This window comes from Hyalangium versicolor, assembly GCF_020103695.1.
GTDB classification, from domain to species: Bacteria; Myxococcota; Myxococcia; order Myxococcales; family Myxococcaceae; genus Hyalangium; species Hyalangium versicolor.
Map to the genome: position 1 here is coordinate 224208 of NZ_JAHXBF010000022.1, position 16568 is coordinate 240775.

Below are 16568 nucleotides of genomic sequence, written 5' to 3' on the forward strand. Positions count from 1 at the left end.
CCACTGCCCTGCTTTGTCATTTCCCTCGCGCAATGCCTGCCCCAACTCCTCGCAATCTCAATCACTTACTGTTTCACACTGCATGGCCCGTCGATTGCTCTTCCTTTTCCTCGCTGTCCTTCACCTCCACCCAACACAACTCAAGGGAGTACGCTTATGAAGACCCACCGCCGTCACCATGGCTTCACCCTGATCGAGCTGATGATCGTCGTCGCCATCATCGGCATCCTGGCCGCCATCGCCATTCCCAACTTCGTCCGCTTCCAGGCCCGCGCCCGACAGTCCGAAGTCACCACCAACCTCAAGAGCCTCTTCACCGGTCTGCGCACCCAGCAGCGTATGCCGCCTGCGGCCATCCGCTCCTCCGGCTTCAGCCCCGAGCGCGGCAACCGCTACAGCTACCACCTCGACAACGACTGCTCCTCCTACGAGAACCGCTCGGGCGTTGACACCATCCAGAACAACATGGACACCTGCATCGGCCTGGACCAGTTCAAGTTCCCGAGCTTCCCCGCCTTCTTCACGGTGGAGTCTCTGTCAGGCGCTACCTGGAACATGAAGGCCACCAGCAATGGGATGGCTTCCAACGCGGGCGTCTTCGGCTCGCAGGACAGCTGGGACTTCCTCGCCTACGGCGCGGGTGACGTGGACAACACCCCGGTCAACGATAAGGCCGACACCTGGTCCATTGCCTCTTCGGACGGCCAGCTCCAGGCCACCTGCCCGGCCACTGGTGCTCCGGAGAACGTCGCCGCTGGCGAGCCCTTCAACGTCTACAATGACGTCAACTGCGACTGATCTGAAGGCGGATGAAACAAAACGGCCCGTGTCCCTCGACGAGACACGGGCCGTTTCCCTTCGTGAACGCGCTCGCGACTACCGGGCCGAGCTGCTGGCCACCTGCTGAGGCGCCTGCACCGAGTAGCCCGCGGACGAGCCACTGTCACTGGCCAGGCCTCCGTCGGCAACGGGCACGCGAATCTTGCACTGGCCCGTCCTGGCATTGCCCGACTGATCCTTCAGCACGAAGGTCACCGCATACACGCGCCCATCCCCGTCGCTCCGGCGCTCGGCCCTCACGCTGAAGGTGCTCTTGCCGGTGATGACGATGTCCCCCGTGGTGCTCCCATCACTGTCACCGGCCACATCCTCGGGCTCGTCGCTGGAGATGGAGAGGATGGTGCCGTTGTTGGGGATCGCGTACCCGTCGCACGCATCCGTGGCCGTGACACAGTCCGCCAGCGAGAAGCTCTTCATGCTCTGGTCCGCCGGCCACACGATGTTCTCTCGGCAGTCGACTGTCGGCGGCACCGTGTCCACCACCTGCACCGTGCGCGTGACGGACGGGGCCTTCAGGAGCGTGCTGTCCTGCACGTTGTAGGTGATCGCGTAGCTGCCGCGCGTCCAGGCATTCACGCTGCCGGTCTTGTTGATGGAGAGCGTCAGGTCGCCGTAGCACACGTCCTTCGCCGTGGCGCCGGGATCGACGAAGGAGCCACTGGCGCACTCGTGCTGCACGACGGAGGAGCCCACCAACGTGATCGTGGGCGGCAGGCGGTCCACCACCTTCACCGTGCGCAGGGCCATGCTGGTGTTGCCCGACGCATCCCATACGCCGTACTGGATGCTGTACGTGCCTACCGCGCTGGGGTTGGCGCCGTTGCCGTAGGTGCGCACCTGGCTCGTCAGGTCTCCCTGGCACGCGTCATACGCCTTGGCCCCCAGCTCCGTGTAGATGTCCACGCCGCACTCCAGCGTCATGTCGGCCTCGCCATTGATGGTCAACACGGGGGCCTTCGTGTCCTTGACGGTGACGCTGCGCGTGACGCTCTGAGCCGCGTTCCCGGAGGGATCCGTGACGTTGTAGGTGATGGGGTACGTCCCCGGCGCGACGATGTTCTGCGTGCCCGAGACGGTGATGCGGCTGGTGATGTCACCCGCGCACAGGTCCGTGGCCGTGGCCCCCATGGCCAGGAAGCCATCCCGCGAGCACTCCAGCTCGGGAACGGCCGTTCCCTCGAGGGTGATCGTCGGCGCGCGCGTGTCCACCACCTTCACGTCCCGCACCTTCTCCGCGACGCGCCCGCTGCCGTCCTGCACGCGGTAGAGCACCGGGTATGCACCCGTCGCGTTCGGGTTCACCGCGCCCGAGAAGGTGATGGCCGAGGTGAGATCTCCCGAGCACAGGTCCGTGGCCGTGGCGCCCTGCTCCACATAGGTGCCCGCCTTGCACTCGATGGCCATGCTGGCCTGACCGTTCAGGAAGATCTCCGGGGCCAGGGTGTCCTGGACGACGACCTGGCGCACAGCGGTGGCCACGGTGCCCGCGCTGTCCTGCGCGCGGTAGCTGACCGAATAGGTGGCCGGAGTGTTCGAGTCGATGTACGGGTGATCGATGGTGATGGCAGCGGAGCTGGGCCCGGAGCACCCATCCACCGCCGTCGCGCCGGGCTCGGAGTACCAGTCGCGCTTGCACTCCAGCGGCAGCGGGTTGGCGCCATTGAGGACGATGGACAGGCCCTGGGCGCTGAGCACCGTCACCGTGCGCGTCACCGGTGTGGCGGCATTGCCCGCCGGGTCCGTCGCGCCGTAGGTGAGCACGTACGAGCCCGCCTTGCCGGAGTTCACCGAGCCCGACACCGTCACCCGGTCGGTAACGTCCCCACGGCATGAGTCCACCGCGGTGGCGCCCTGATCGACGAACGTCTCGGAGCAGTTGAGCGTCAGCGACGAGGGACCGTTCAACGTGACGCTCGGGCCCTGGGTGTCCTGCACCTTTACCGTGCGCGTCACTTCAGCCGAGGTGTTGCCCGACGGATCAGTCACGCGATAGGTCCGCGTGTAGTTTCCGGGCACCGCCGGGTCGACGGTGCCACTGGCCACCACTCGCGCGGAGAGGCTGCCCGCGCACGCGTCGGTCGCCGTGGTGCCCGGATCCGTATAGGAGGAGCCGCACTCCAGCGTCTGCGAGGAGGAGCCCACCAGCGAGACGGTCGGCGCCTGGGTGTCCGCCACGGTGAACGGCACGGTGCAGCTGGCCGAGTTACCGGAGGTATCCGTCGCGGACCAGGTGAGCGACGCCGTGCCCAGGGGGAAGCTGGCCTGCCCAGGGGCCAGCACCGTGGCGGGAGAGCACACGTCCGTGGCGCTCGCCGTGCCCACCGAGGTGTTGGAGGCGCCGCCGCCCACGCACTCGGCGGTGACAGGCGCCGGGCAGGTGATGGAGGGAGGCAGCGTGTCCCGCACCTGCACCTCGGTGGTGCACGTGGCGGTGTTCCCCGCCGCATCCGTCGCCGTGTACGTGACGGAGGAGGTGCCTAGCGGATAGGAGGCCAGGCCCGGGCCGCTCACGCTCACGGTGGAGCACGCATCCGTGGCGTCCGCTCCGCCCGCCGACACCGAGGCCGACTGGTTGCCCGTGCACTCGGCCTGCACCGGCGGGCCGCAGGTGATGGTGGGCGGCTCGCAGTCACGCACGTTCACGCTCCCGGAGCAGCTCGCGCTGGCGAAGCTGTCGGAGACGGTGAGGCTCACCGCGCGCGAGCCGATGGCATACGGGCCCGCAGGCGACTGCGCCAGCGAGATGGCGTCTCCATCCGGATCGTACGACCCCTTGTTGATGCTGACCTGAGCGGTGCACGCCGGGCCCGCGCAGACGTCCTGGTTCTGGCAGAGCGCCACCGGCGGGGCGTTGCTGGAGAGGATCGACAGATCACTGAGCACCGGCTCCCCGCTGAAGTTCACGGAGCGCAGCGTGACCTGGACCTCGAGGTAGCGGCCCTGGATGCCGGCGAAGGTCTGGTTGTTCGCCACGGTGGCGAAGGCCTGGGAGGCCAGCGCATCCCGCGTGTTGGCGGCGCGCACCTTCACGGTGATGCTGGTGTTCGTGGGCGTGGCGCCCTGCGCCTCCTGGTTCCAGCGAACGGTGCCCCAGTTTGTCCCTGTGGCTCCGCTGTCATGCACCGCGCTCCACACGCCTTGACGCGAGACGAAGCGGGAATGGTGGTAGCCCGTCATGTCTCCGAACGTGTACGGCTGCCCACCCGCCGCATAGGACTGGATGGTCGTGCTGACCGCGGGGTTGACGACGGCCAGGGTGTCCGAGCCCTGGACGGTGGCCCAGATCTTCCCGTCCGCGGCCACCGACACGCCCTCGGGCCGGGTGCCGACGAACCAGCTGCCCTTGGCGGCGCCCGCGGAGCTCACCCGCAGCACGCGGTTGCTGTTCAAGCACGCCGCCCAGATGTCACCAGAGCCATCCACCACGACGCCATGCATGCGGCCGCTGCAGCCGCCATTGGCGCCCACCTGCTGGATGGTGTGCGCCGTGAAATTCGCCATCACGAGGCCCGTGGCGGAGTCCGAGTCCGTGCCCAGCCACACCATGCCGTTGCCATCCACGACGACGCCGAAGGTGGGCACCGGCGAGCTCAGCGAGTCCACCACGTGGGCGCCCGCCGCCGCGTCCGGCTTGATCTTCCACACGAGCCGCAGCGTGCTGCTGTCCGACGAGTAGAGGTGGCCCTCCGGCCCGACCGCCAGGGCCTGGATGGAGACCGCCGAACCCGTCTCGGCCTTCAGGTCGAGGGTCTTGAGGACCGCACCCGTCAGTCCATCCAACTGGTAGAGCTTCGCCGAGGAAGTGCCCGCGGCCCAGATGTTCTGGTCGGCATCCACCACGATGGAGCGGCCCGGATCGGCCACGGCCGTGTAGTTCTTCGTCCAGAGGATGCACTCGTCCGTCTGCCCGGAAAACTCGGCGGTGTCGCTCAGGTTGATGGTGCCATCGCCGCTGGCGTCAGTGGACGTGTCGATCCGGCCATTGCCGTTGCGGTCCACGCACGCGGCCAGCGTGCCGGCGTACTTGGTGATGGAAGCAAAGGTGGAGGCGCAGTTGCCCCGGTTGACGACGTACGCATCCCCGCGCGCGTTCACCACCGTGGACACCGGGTAGTTGCACGAGTCACGCGGCGGCCGCACCGACGGCACCGAGTTGTCCCAGTTGCGCACCAGCACCGAGTCGTAGCGCGCCACCTGACGCCCGGTGCGCGTGTCCACCTTGGTGACGATGCCATCAACGGCGTTGGCCACCCAGAAGTAGGGAGGCACGTTGGAGCCCGTGTCGATACGGAGCTGATCCGCGTCGGGCGCTCCGGCACGCGTGCCCGAGAAAGTGCCGAGCGCGAAGTCCGCATCCGTGGTGAAAGTCTTCTGGAGCGTGCCCCCCAGGTCCTGCGCCAGGGAGAGTCCCGGCGTGGCCCAGAGCAGGCTGCTCAGTACGACGTAAGTCGCTGCGCGAGTTCTCATACAGCATGCCCTCAGGGTGGAACTGCGTTTGGCTGCCCCCCCGTGTCACGGGCGTCCTGACGCTCGCTCCGTCGCACGTGGAGCCGCTACGAATTGTAGCGACACGTCTCGCGCAAAAGCAGCCACCCTTGTCACGCTTTGCTGTGTGAAGACAGGTTCCGCGCTCTCACCGAAACACTGTCTCGGCAGATTTTTTCGACGTCGATCTCTACGCAAAGCGTAGGGCGATCACCACCCACCCCGGGTCAGGTTGGACCTTCGATGGTGAAGTGTTCCTGTCGCGCAATTCGCAGCTTCTTCATGCGGCTCTGCAGCGTGGAAGGTTTCAGTCCGAGGAGCTCCGCCGCGCCACCGGGTCCGTAGATGCGGCCCTTGGTGAGCGTGAGCACACGAAGGATGTGTTCACGCTGCACGGCCTCGAGTGTGAGCACGGGCTCGGGCTTCGAGACGGGAACGTGCGCGCTCGGCGGCTCGGCGGGAGCGCGCGTGGGAAGATCGAACGCATCCGGCCCCAGCTCCGGAACAGGAGAGAGGATGGTGGCGCGCTCGAGCACGTTGGCCAGCTCACGCAGGTTGCCCGGCCAGCCATACGCCGCGAGCCGCTCCAGCCCCTCGGGCGTCACGCGCATGCCTCGGCGCCCCGTGCGGCGCGACTGCTCCTCGAGGAGGAAGGTGCACAGCTGAGGGAGATCCTCCAGACGCTCGCGCAGCGGAGGCAGGCGCAGCGGGAAGACGCTCAGCCGGTAGTAGAGATCCTCGCGGAAGCGCCGCTGCGCGATGGCCTGGTGCAGATCCACATGCGTGGCGGCCAACAGCCGGACGTCCGCGCGCACCGTGCGATCGCTTCCCACCGGCTCGAACGTCTTCTCCTGCAGCGCGCGCAGCAGCTTGGCCTGCAGCTCCACCGGCAGCTCGCCCACCTCGTCCAGCAGCAGCGTGCCGCCGTTGGCCATCTGGAAGCGCCCGGCGCGATCCTTGGTGGCGCCGGTGAATGCGCCCTTCACGTGGCCGAACAGCTCGCTCTCCAGGAGGCCCGCGGGGATGGCCGCGCAGTTGATGGTGACGAAGGGCTGGTCCGCGCGCGAGCTCCAGCGGTGGATGGCTCGCGACAGCCGCTCCTTGCCCGTGCCCGTCTCGCCCAGCAGCAGCACCGGCGTGTCCGTCTCCGCCACCTGCCGCGCCCGCCGCGCCAGATCCCTCATCGCCGGGCTCAGGCTCGTCTCGAGGATGCCCTCCGAGTCTCCACCGAGCTGCGACTCCAGCAGCTTGGCGTGCTCATGGTCCTGACGGTGCAGCCGCTCGAAGGCGGCCTTCTGCTCGGCGTTCTGCAGCGCCGTGGCGAGCAGCTGGCCGTACACCTCCACCAGATCGACCACGGTCTGCGGATACGTCTCGCACTCGGCGCGATCCAGCGTGAGCACGCCATAGCGGCGGTCACCGGCGCACAGTGGCACCACCATGCACGAGTGCCCTGGCGGCAGATCCAACACGCCGTCGAACGGATCGCCCTCGCCGGTGTGGTCCTCTTCGGTGAAGGCGCGCGCCCGCCGCGTCTCCAGCGCCTGGCGCACCATGGGGAAGTTCGCCAGGTCCAACACATGCCCGCGCACCTTCGCGTTGGCCAGGGGCCCACGCGCCGCCACGGCCACCAGCCGCTCGTCCCTCAGAAGGAACAGCGTGGCCAGGTCGAAGCGCGTTATTCGAGTGAGCCAATCCAACCCCCGGCGGAGCAACTCGGACACGGACTCCTCCGTGCCGGCCATCTCCACCAGGTCCCTTGCTTCCTTGCCCAACAGGGGGCTGGCCACCATGGATTCATCCGCCATGCCCCACGAATAGTCAGTGTCCACCGAAATTGCAGTGGCCAAACGCACCGAGATTTCGTTATTCACCCACCGGGCGGCATCGATTCAAGAGGGTTGAATGGGTAACCTCTTGAAAAGACTGGAACCGATTTTCTGGCACGGTGCCTGCTGTAGTGGTAGCTCGCAAAACGCTTTCGGGCCTGCCCACGGGGGGTGGGCCCCCTACCCCACGAGGAGTCGAACATGCTGACCGTTGGCGACAAGCTTCCCAACTTTTCTGTGAAGGCCACCGTGAGCCTGGAGAAGGGCAAGGAGTTCACGACCATCACCCAGGATTCGTACAAGGGTAAGTGGATCATCCTGTTTGCGTGGCCGAAGGACTTCACCTTCATCTGCCCGACGGAGATCGCCGAGTTCGGGAAGAAGAACAAGGACTTCAATGACCGCGACGCGGTGGTGCTGGGCCTGAGCACCGACAGCGAGTTCGTGCACCACGCGTGGCGCACGCACCACCCGGACCTGAAGAACCTGCCCTTCCCGATGCTGGCGGACCTCAAGCACGAGCTGAGCAACGCGCTGGGCATCCTGCACAAGCAGGAGGGCGTAGCCCTGCGCGCCACCTTCATCATCGACCCGACGGGCATCATCCGCCACGTGTCGGTGAACGATCTGTCGGTGGGCCGCAACGTGTCCGAGGTCGTCCGCACGCTGGACGCGTTCCAGACGGACGAGCTGTGCCCGTGCAACTGGCAGAAGGGTGAGGAGACGCTCACCAAGAAGCTGGCGAAGGCGGGGTAATGCACCATGGCCTCGCTCGAAGTCGTCCGCAGTGAGCTGGCGGACGCCCACAAGGACACCCGCCTCAACCTCCAGGCCGTGCTGGAAGGCGGCAGCCTCACCCCCGAGCAGCGTTGGGGCGTGGCTGTCGGCAGCGCCTTCGCCGCTCGTAACGAGCGGCTGAAGGAGGCCATGATCAACGAGGCGAAGAAGGCCCTGACCAACGCCGAGCCGGTCATCGAGGACGCGCGCGCCGCGGCCTCGCTGATGGGGATGAACAACGTCTACTACCGGTTCCGCCACATGGTCGGGAAGGAGAGCTACTCGACCAAGCGCCCGGGGTTGCGGATGAACCGGCTGGCGCAGGTGCTGACGAACAAGGTGGACTTCGAGCTGGTCTGCCTCGCCATCAGCGCCATCAACGGCTGTGAGATGTGCGTGCAGTCCCACGAGAAGGTCGTCATCGAAGGCGGGCTCTCGGAGGATCAGGTGCACGACGCCGTGCGCATCGCCTCGGTCATCCACGCGGCGGCGGTGGGGCTCGAGTCGTAAGCGACATTGAAGCTTCACAGCACTGAGCGCCCTCCGGTGGAAACGCCGGGGGGCGTTCTGTTTTGCGGGCTCGCTCCGCGCCCCGAGAGAAGCCTGCTGAACGTGACCCTATCCATGGCGTAGGATGGGTCATGCCCTACTACCCAGGGAGTCCTTGGAGTTCTCGCCAGAACCTGAAAACAAGCCAGCCCTCGCTGACCGACCGTGAGGGGCGATGGAGAGCGCTCGACGCGAGAGAGGCTTTCATCGTCGCCTACCCGCGCCTGCGAAAGCTGGCCGCGGAGGCCCGGCAGCCGGCGGTGCTCGTCGTCGCGGTGAGCGCTTCCGGACACCCGCTGGGCTCAGCGCTCATCCCGCCCGGCTGCTGTCTCATCCTGGGCCGGCACACCCGCTGCGGGCTGTTGCTCCCCACGGAGACGCTCTCGCTGCGGCACCTGGCGGCCTACGCGCTCCCGACGGGCCCTTCCTCCGCTCCCATCATCCACCTCTGGGACTTGAACACGGACCAGCCCTTCCGCACCGAGGATGGGCAACCCAGCGCGGCGGTGAACTCCCAGGGGATGCTCTACGCCGCCGTGGGCGAGTACGCGCTGCTGTTCGTGCCGACGCGCGGCGCCTCCGAGCCGCCCTGGCCGACCCGTGCCGAGGAAGCATGGAGAGCCCTGCCCCCGCGCCAGTTCATCGATCGGACCGCTTCCCACACCGAGCCCCCTTCGTATTCCGGGCGCTCGCGAGCCCTCCGCCAGCGAATGGACACAGGCGTCACCCGGGACGATCCACCCCAGATGCTGGACTTCCATGAGCCCACCGGGCCCGCCTGGGGGGAGCTCACGCTGATGCTCGGCCGAGCGAGGAAGGAGCTTCCCCTCTCGCTCAGGACACTGGAACGAGGCGTGCTGCTGGGCCGTTACGAGCGCTGCACCATCTCGCTGCTGGCACTCACGTCGATCTCTCGCGTGCACCTGATGCTGATCCGGGTGGGCCAGGACATCCTGGCCATCGATACCGCCAGCACCTGGGGTACTCGGCGCGGCTCCCACACGGTCGACGCGGTCGTCCTGGGCCATTCGGACACGCTCTTGCTGGCGGGAAAGCTCCAGGTCCATTGGCGCCTCCTTCCTGCGGGTAGCACGAGCCAGCGGGGTTGAAACGCCTTGGTCCGCCCCCACCTGCCCCGTCTCTTGACGCTCGTCGCCCTGCTCTGCGGTGTGTCCGCGTCGCCTCAGCCCGCGCAGATGAAGCTCTCCGCTCCGCGCACGGTCGTCCTCACCGAACGCCCCGACGAGTCTCATGACATCCGGGTCGCGCTGGGCTTCCTGACGACGATCCGCTTCGACGCGCAGATCCTTGGAGAAGCCATCGAGTTGGAAGGGCACGCCCGCTTCGATGTGGATGTGGGCGATCAGACGATTTTCCTACAGCCCCTGGCGCCGCTGGGTGCGCGGGAGACTCGCGCGCTTCGGGTCTCCTATCGCGTGGGGAGCCCCGCGTCCGTGCTGCTTCGACTGGTCGCGGACCCTTCCGAAGTGGACACGGTCGTCACCGTGAGGCGCCCGCCACAATCGCCCACGGCCTGCCAGCCGGAACTGCTCTCCCTGCGTGAGCGCTACGAGGCCCAAGGCCGGGAGTTGGAGCAGCTCAAGGCACAGCGCACGACCGTGAGCCCAGCGGCCCTCGGGCTGGCGGGGTGGGTGGATAAGCATGGGATCCGGGTGGAGGTGTCCACGCAGTGCAAGGCCACTGGGGAGAAACTCCTCATCCTGAGTTGCATGCGCATGCGCGCCTCCCAATGGATCGTGGTGGTGCTCGTCGTCCACAACACCGGCCAGGAGCCCTGGGCGCCCACCTGGGCTGAATTCTCGCCCACGGCCGGCGGGGCCTCACGGAAGGCCCGCGCCTTGCTCCCGGTCAACGCTGTCATCCCGCCCGGGAAGGTGGCGAACCTGGCCGTCGACCTGGAGATGCCCTCGCAGCCTCGACAGGGTTGGTTCGCGCAGAGTCACACACTGACGCTGTGCGACGCGGCTGGCCGCTGCCTGACTCTCCCAAACCTGCTGCTGTAACAGCCCTAGAGAGGAGGAACACCGCATGGTGGCTCACCTGAACCCGAGGAACCTCAAGCCCGGCCAGTGGGTGGACGGCTTCCGCATCATCAGGCTCCTCGGGAGCGGATACTTCGGAGTGGTCTTCGAGGCCGAGAAGTCAGGACACCGCTTCGCGCTCAAGTTCGCCTGCCACCGCGAGGATAGCGGCGATGCCGCGCAGACGGACGCGCGCATGCAGCGCGAGCTGAGCTGCCTGCATCAACTCCGGCACCCCAACATCGTCCGCGCGTGGGGTTCGGGCCGTTGGCCAGATCCTCGCTCCGGTTGGCTCTACATCGTGCTGGACCTCATTGAGGGAGACACGCTGGAGCAGTGGGCGGTGCGGACACACCCGACGCCCCACGAGGTGATCGTGCTCGCCGACAAGGTCTTCGCGGCCCTGGAGCACATGCAGGCGCATGGCGTCGCTCATCGGGATCTGAGCCTGCGCAACATCATGGTGAGCCGCGCGAGCAACGAACCGGTCATCATCGACTTCAGCGTGGGAGACTACGCGGCGGCGCAAAACCTCACGAGTGAACCGTTGCCCCCCGGAAACCCGCGCTACCGGAGCCCCGAGGCAACGCGCTTCTGGGAGGAGCATCGCCATGATCCGCGAGCGCGCTACCTCTTCAAGGCCACGGACGAGGTCTACTCACTGGGCGCCGTCTTCTATGATCTGCTCGCGTACGCCCGCCCCAGCGAAGCCTACCTGGGCGAACCGATCAACAACCCCCTCGTCCCACCCCCTTCGCCTTTCGCGCTGACCCAGGGGCGAGTCCCCCAGGCCCTCAGCGACTTCACGATGAACCTCATCGCTCGCACCCCTGAGGAACGTCCTGCACACCCCAGGGATGCCCGGCGGGTGCTGGCGGACTTCCGGCAACATCAGGACCCGGCGTGGCACACCTCCTTCCATCCTCCATCAGCCCAGGTTCCACCCGCGCCCCACCTTGTGGCGCGCGCCCAGACGGCCCTGGCGCGCATCGTCTCCACACTGAGAGCCTGGAGAGGGTGGCCTCGACGCGCTCTTGGAGGAGGGATGATGCTGGTGGTCCTCCTGGCGATCCTGGGTGCGGTCCTCTCCGTGGCTGCAAAGGAGACAAACCGCTCTGGGGGGTTACCCTTGGCGCTCCCTACCCAGATGGAGATGAGCCCCACCTTGAACCCTCCCGAGAAATTGCCCCTTCTCCCCGGTCCACGGGGCACCTCACTGGCACGATCGCTGGCCGAGGCCTGCGCCCTCGCCGTTGCAACGGCTGCATGGCTCGAGCTGGGCTGCGCGGGTGTGCAGCTGCGCCCGGATCCTGCCCCGTGCCCCGAGGAACATATAAAAGGAATGGATTCACTCGGCTGGGTTCTGAACGAGGGAGGACGCGAGTTCCTCGTTGACGTCACCCAGCCAATGACCGACATCACCGATCGGACTCCTGCCGTCTTCAAGGATGGCCCCGTCACGGGAATGCTGCTCGAAGAGAACTTCCCAGCTCTCGCCGGAACCAGGCTGGAAGGGCACCTCTGGACGGGCGGCGATCGGATCTATGGCCACTATCTGTGGGCGCTCATCCCCGGCAGGGGCAGGATTCCCGTATGCCTCGAGCTCGGTGATTACAACAGTGCCGGAATGGACAAGGAAGAAGGCTCCAAGCCTGGAGCCGTTCTCGGACTCAAGAAGGCGGCGGTGATCCCTCGGGACCGCTGGCGGTGAGCCTGGCTGAGCACCCTCCCTCATGAGTCACTCGCCTTGGCCCCCATCTATCAGGTAGGATGCTCCGCGTCGCGTGGACCTTCCACTCACGCGCTTGCCGGAGCATCAACCTCATGGCCACCGCCAAAGGTCCATGGAATCCCCAGGGCCTCATCCTCTTCTCCCAGGGCTCCACCTCCTACGAGTTCCTCCGCCACGAGGAGTTCACCCACCATGGTGAGCACATCATGCTGGCCTGGAAGCGCACGCCCCTGGGCGCCGAGGGCCAGGTGCTCGTCCGCTGCCTGCCACCGGATGCGAAGGGACACACTCCCGAGGCGCTCGCCCGCATTCGGGCCCGGCTGGAGGAGGAGGTGCGGCTGGCCTCCTACCTGGAGCACCCCAACATCGCCCGCATCCTGGCTCGCTGTGAGTCCAACGGCGTGCTCTATGTCGTGACGGAGTTCGTCCCGGGCCCCTCGCTGCACACGCTGCTGAGCGCCTCGATGATGCGCAACGCGCGGCTGTCCGAGGCGTTCGTCCTCTACGTGGGCGCCGAGGTGGCCAGCGCGCTGCACCACGCGCATACACGCACGGACGAGCACGGCTGGCCGCTGGGCATCATCCACCGCGATGTCAGCCCCGGGCGCATCTACCTGCGCCCGGATGGCCGCATCACCTTGACCGACTTTGCCCTGGCCCGCTCGCTGCTGCCCGGACGCGTGAACACCACGATCCCGCGGGCCCGGGGGGACACCTTCTATGCCTCACCCGAGGAGCTCCTGTGTCAACCGATGGATGCGCGCTCGGACATGTTCTCTCTGGGCCTGGTGCTGCTGGAGCTGGCGACCTGGAAGGTCCTCTACGCGACTGCCGCGGCGAGGCCCGAGGATCTGCAGCAGGCGCTCACGCCCACGGCTCGAGAGAAGATCCACACCGCCGAGACCGTGGCGGTGACCACGGACATGCCCGAGCAGGCGGACGACTGCATCCTGAGAGCGGCGACCTACAGCCCCAAGGATGTGGAAGAGATGACCGAGGCGCTCCGGCCTCCGCTGCGCTCCATCCTCCGGGCCCTGCTGCGATATCGGCCCGCGGATCGCCCTGCTTCGGCGGCCGCTGTCGAGGCGGAGCTGCGCGCGGGCCTTGCCGCGCTGGGCACTGCCTATGGAGCCGCCGAGGCCCTCGACGAGGCCCGGCGCGCGGTGTCATCGGCTGCTTCGCATCGGGACGCGGTGACACCCGCCGGCAAGGACTATCTGCCAGGAGTGCCTCGGTTGTCGGGCGACATCCTGCCCACCCGCTCAGGTGGCGCATAGGTCTGGTGCCCCATGAGCTCTGCTGGAGAATTCTTCGCCTTGGTTCGCTACCTCGTCATCGCATGCTGCGCTCTGGGAATGAGCTGTGCCACCACTCCTCTCCCCGCGCCCGCCACCTCACCCGCCGCGCCGCCCGCCGCGGAGCCCTCGTCCGAGCTCAAGCCGCTGCCTTCGGCGGACGACCTGCCGTATCTCACTCTCGAAGGCCTCGTGGAGCGGCTGCAGACCCCTGAGGCCCACTACCGCGTCGAGAAGGATGACTCACCGTCCGGTGGCTGCGCGGATTCACTCTGGCCCCTGGGCATCCCGCCGGTCGATGTCCCTCGGGTGGTCGTGGAGAACGGCCAGCGAGTCGTCCAGGAGTGGCCGTTGCCCCCGGAACAAGAGGCGCTGCTGACCCAGGCCGTGCAACAGTTCAACTCCCAGCGCTACGAGGAAGCGGAGAAGCTCGGCCAGCAGGTGATGGAGACGTCTCCGGGCAGCTACCTGGCGCACGGGCTCCTGGGAAACATCGCGTTGACCCGGGGCGATGCCACCGCCGCGCTCACCCATTTCCAGGAAGCGGTGCGGCTCAACCCGAACGACGCGCAGCTCCGCTACGATCTGGGCGGTGCACTGCTCCGCCTGGGCCGGCGGAAGGAGGCGCGTGAGGCGATGGCCTGGGCGCTGGTGCTGGCTCCCCGCGATGCCTCGCTTCGCAAGCTCCTGGGAGGCCTCCGCTGGGCGGGAATCGAGCTCAAGGGGGACGTCCTCGTTCCCCGCGGCTACGCCTACAAGAGAGGCGAGGAGATGATCATCCTGTACGATCCGCTTTACGGTCCCGCCTGGATGGCCTTCGGCGCATGCAAGGCGTTATGGCACGCGGATGCCAGACACCGAGAGGAGATGACAGGTCAAGCGGAGCACTACTTCAACTCGGTGGAGGACTACGAGTGCGTAGGCCTGACCGCGCAAGCCCATGCCTTGCAGAGAGCCAAGGCCGGGAAGGACCCCGTGGATCCCACGCTGGATCGACTGCTGGACGTGATGCGAGATGACATGCTCCAGGAGGTGGTGCTCTTCGAGGCCATGTCGCGAGTCTCTCCTCAAGTCACCCTGACTCTGGACGATGAGCGCCAGCAGCGGCTGTGGCAGTACGTGCTCAAGTACGTGCTCGTACCCGTGGGTGAGGAGTGAAACCGGGCGGAGGGAAACTCAGCCGCGGTGCCGCTCGGCCACGCGGTACAACTGGGTGAGCGAGTAGTCCACCAAGCTCTGGCGCGAGCGCATGTACCTGTGCGCCCTCATGAACGGCAGCCAGATGCGCTTCCCGACTCGCACCTGTACCTCCTCCAGCTTCTTGCGCGGGATCCACTGTCCGCCCAGGTGACGCACCAGCACCTGCCCCAGGTAAGCACCCACCGTCGGCACCGCCCTCTGCTCTATCTCGTTGCGCTCGAAGACCTCGGGGAATCTCTCCACCCAGAACTGGAAGTCCACGTCCGTGAGGGACTCGGGCGTCTGCTCGAACACGGATGGCACCTGCGTGTGCAACAGCGCCACCAGGTACTCGGCCAGCAACGAGTAGTGCTCCAGCGCCGCCTTCGTGTCCACTACGTCCGTGGGCAGCGTGGCCTCCGCTGGCAGCCACTCCTCCGGCTCGGGCGGCTGGTACGCGTTGAGTTCCTCTATCCTCCGCTGGCGCTGGCTGATGGCGACGCCGTCCACCAGTCGCGCCAACAGCGGTGCCGCATCCGGCTGAAAGTGAGGCTCCACGGGAGCCAGCGTCGCGTTGCGCTCATGCAGGGTGCGCAACACTGTGTTCAACTCGAGTTCCGGGCGCAGGTGCACCAACACGCGAGCCTGGGCTTGGCGGGCCCCCTCGCTGGTGAAGTCCGCAGCCGTGGGCCATGTCACCAGCAACACCGCGCCGTTCGGCAATTCCTCCACCCGGTATGCCGGCGTGGACAGCATCCGCTCGCGACCGACCGTCTCCACCAGCTTCGGCCCGAACACATTGAGCCAGCTCACCTCATACACTTTGTCGAAGCCGTCTCGGAAGCGGGTCCTGTCGTCGCGACCATAGTTGGGAAAGCCCGCCAACTGTCGGTCCGCCATGCTGTGCGCTGAGGTGTAGGGAACTGAATAGTGGACAGCCCAAGCTCGCACCATGTCAACGAACGCACGGCACCTCTCCACCTCGGTGAAGAAGGAGAGCGGCTGCACATGCAGCATGACCCCCAATTCCCTAGGAGACTCCTGGAGTCCGCAACTCAGCGCCAGCGAGACGAATGGATATGTCGAGTGATAGAGCCCCGTGCCTGCGATGTCCTCCGTGCGCCGCTCCCCAAGCGCTTTCCAGACAGCGACACGGGTGTATTTGCGCTGCCTCCTGCCTTCCACGACGTCCGGCATCCATTCGCCCGCATGCGCCTCAAGCGCCTGGAGAAAAGGCGCCAACGCGCGCTCGACGTCCTGCTGTGGCTCGAAGGTCCCGTCCATGAAGAGCGCGAGGCTGTCCTCCACATTCAAGTCCCGTAGCGTCAGCAGCTTCATTGGACCAGCACCTCCACTCCCTTGACGCGCCTTTGGACGAAATCCACGGCCGCACCCATTGTTCCCAGGTCCTGCGGTATGAGGTTGCCACCCTCGTAGACAAGATAAACTCTTTGTACCTGGACGCGGCTCCTGAGAGAGGGCCGAAGAATGTCCAACGTCCCGCCGTAGTAGTCTGCGGCAGAGCGTGCATCCATCGCGATTTGTTCACGCAACGAGGCGGGTTTGAGTGGCGCGAGGAAGCGGCTCTTGAAGCTGAAGGTCTCCACGTGAGGAGCCGGGCCAGCGGAAGGCTGTTCCTCGATGACGAGCACGTCCGCGAAGCGGATACCGGGCACGTTCGGCTTTGACACGCCCACGTGCACTTCGATGCGCGGCCGGGTAAACCCCTTGAGCCAGCGGCGCTGCACCACCGGCAGGGCCGCATCGGCTCGGAACTCCGCCACCATCTCCCGCTCGAAGGCCAGGCCTCTCGCGAAGGCCCGGTGCATCTGCTCGTACC

At 66.8% G+C, this 16568-nt stretch carries 11 protein-coding genes and 2 pseudogenes; 9 read left to right on the plus strand and 4 right to left on the minus strand.

What is annotated here, in order from left to right:
- Positions 1-156 precede the first annotated feature (156 nt).
- Together KY501_RS54425 and KY501_RS38470 are read left to right on the plus strand one after the other, a co-directional pair.
- Positions 157-253, plus strand: a pseudogene (locus KY501_RS54425) (prepilin-type N-terminal cleavage/methylation domain-containing protein); the annotation flags it as partial.
- A complete protein-coding gene (locus tag KY501_RS38470; RefSeq protein ID WP_373691695.1) occupies positions 244-798 on the plus strand; it encodes a pilin in 555 nt (184 codons plus the stop codon). The pseudogene KY501_RS54425 and the gene KY501_RS38470, both read left to right, overlap by 10 nt.
- Before the next feature lie 78 nt (positions 799-876).
- Here KY501_RS38470 and KY501_RS38475 read toward each other — a convergent pair whose 3' ends face one another.
- The gene (locus tag KY501_RS38475) at positions 877-5307 is read right to left on the minus strand and encodes an immunoglobulin-like domain-containing protein (RefSeq protein ID WP_224368858.1); all 4431 of its coding nucleotides are present in this window, start codon (positions 5305-5307) and stop codon (positions 877-879) included.
- Positions 5308-5552: 245 nt separating this feature from the next.
- Positions 5553-7118, minus strand: coding sequence for a sigma 54-interacting transcriptional regulator (locus KY501_RS38480; RefSeq protein WP_224368859.1), 1566 nt, complete (start codon positions 7116-7118; stop codon positions 5553-5555).
- Between the two features lie 237 nt (positions 7119-7355).
- Between KY501_RS38480 and KY501_RS38485 the strand changes: the two genes are divergently transcribed.
- The 7 genes from KY501_RS38485 (at position 7356) to KY501_RS38515 (ending at position 14707) form a co-directional block, all read left to right on the plus strand.
- On the plus strand, positions 7356-7910 hold the full coding sequence (locus KY501_RS38485; protein WP_224368860.1) for a peroxiredoxin: 555 nt from the start codon (positions 7356-7358) through the stop codon (positions 7908-7910).
- A 6-nt stretch (positions 7911-7916) separates the two neighbouring features.
- Complete coding sequence (locus tag KY501_RS38490) at positions 7917-8441, plus strand: carboxymuconolactone decarboxylase family protein (RefSeq protein ID WP_224368861.1); 525 nt, start codon at positions 7917-7919, stop codon at positions 8439-8441.
- A gap of 131 nt (positions 8442-8572) precedes the next feature.
- Positions 8573-9589 carry an FHA domain-containing protein gene (locus KY501_RS38495; protein ID WP_224368862.1) on the plus strand — a complete coding sequence of 339 codons (1017 nt, stop codon included), beginning with the start codon at positions 8573-8575 and terminating at the stop codon, positions 9587-9589.
- Positions 9590-9595: 6 nt separating this feature from the next.
- On the plus strand, positions 9596-10504 hold the full coding sequence (locus tag KY501_RS38500; protein ID WP_224368863.1) for a DUF2381 family protein: 909 nt from the start codon (positions 9596-9598) through the stop codon (positions 10502-10504).
- Between the two features lie 25 nt (positions 10505-10529).
- A complete protein-coding gene (locus KY501_RS38505; protein WP_224368864.1) occupies positions 10530-12233 on the plus strand; it encodes a serine/threonine protein kinase in 1704 nt (567 codons plus the stop codon).
- A 113-nt stretch (positions 12234-12346) separates the two neighbouring features.
- Positions 12347-13531, plus strand: coding sequence for a serine/threonine-protein kinase (locus KY501_RS38510; protein ID WP_224368865.1), 1185 nt, complete (start codon positions 12347-12349; stop codon positions 13529-13531).
- 39 nt (positions 13532-13570) lie between these two features.
- Positions 13571-14707, plus strand: a complete 1137-nt coding sequence (locus KY501_RS38515; protein WP_224368866.1) for a tetratricopeptide repeat protein — start codon at positions 13571-13573, stop codon at positions 14705-14707.
- Between the two features lie 18 nt (positions 14708-14725).
- Here the strand turns inward: KY501_RS38515 and KY501_RS38520 are convergent, their stop codons facing one another.
- Together KY501_RS38520 and KY501_RS38525 are read right to left on the minus strand one after the other, a co-directional pair.
- Positions 14726-16066, minus strand: coding sequence for a hypothetical protein (locus KY501_RS38520; RefSeq protein WP_224368867.1), 1341 nt, complete (start codon positions 16064-16066; stop codon positions 14726-14728).
- Positions 16063-16568 (minus strand): annotated as a pseudogene (locus tag KY501_RS38525) (hypothetical protein); the annotation flags it as partial. The pseudogene KY501_RS38525 and the gene KY501_RS38520, both read right to left, overlap by 4 nt.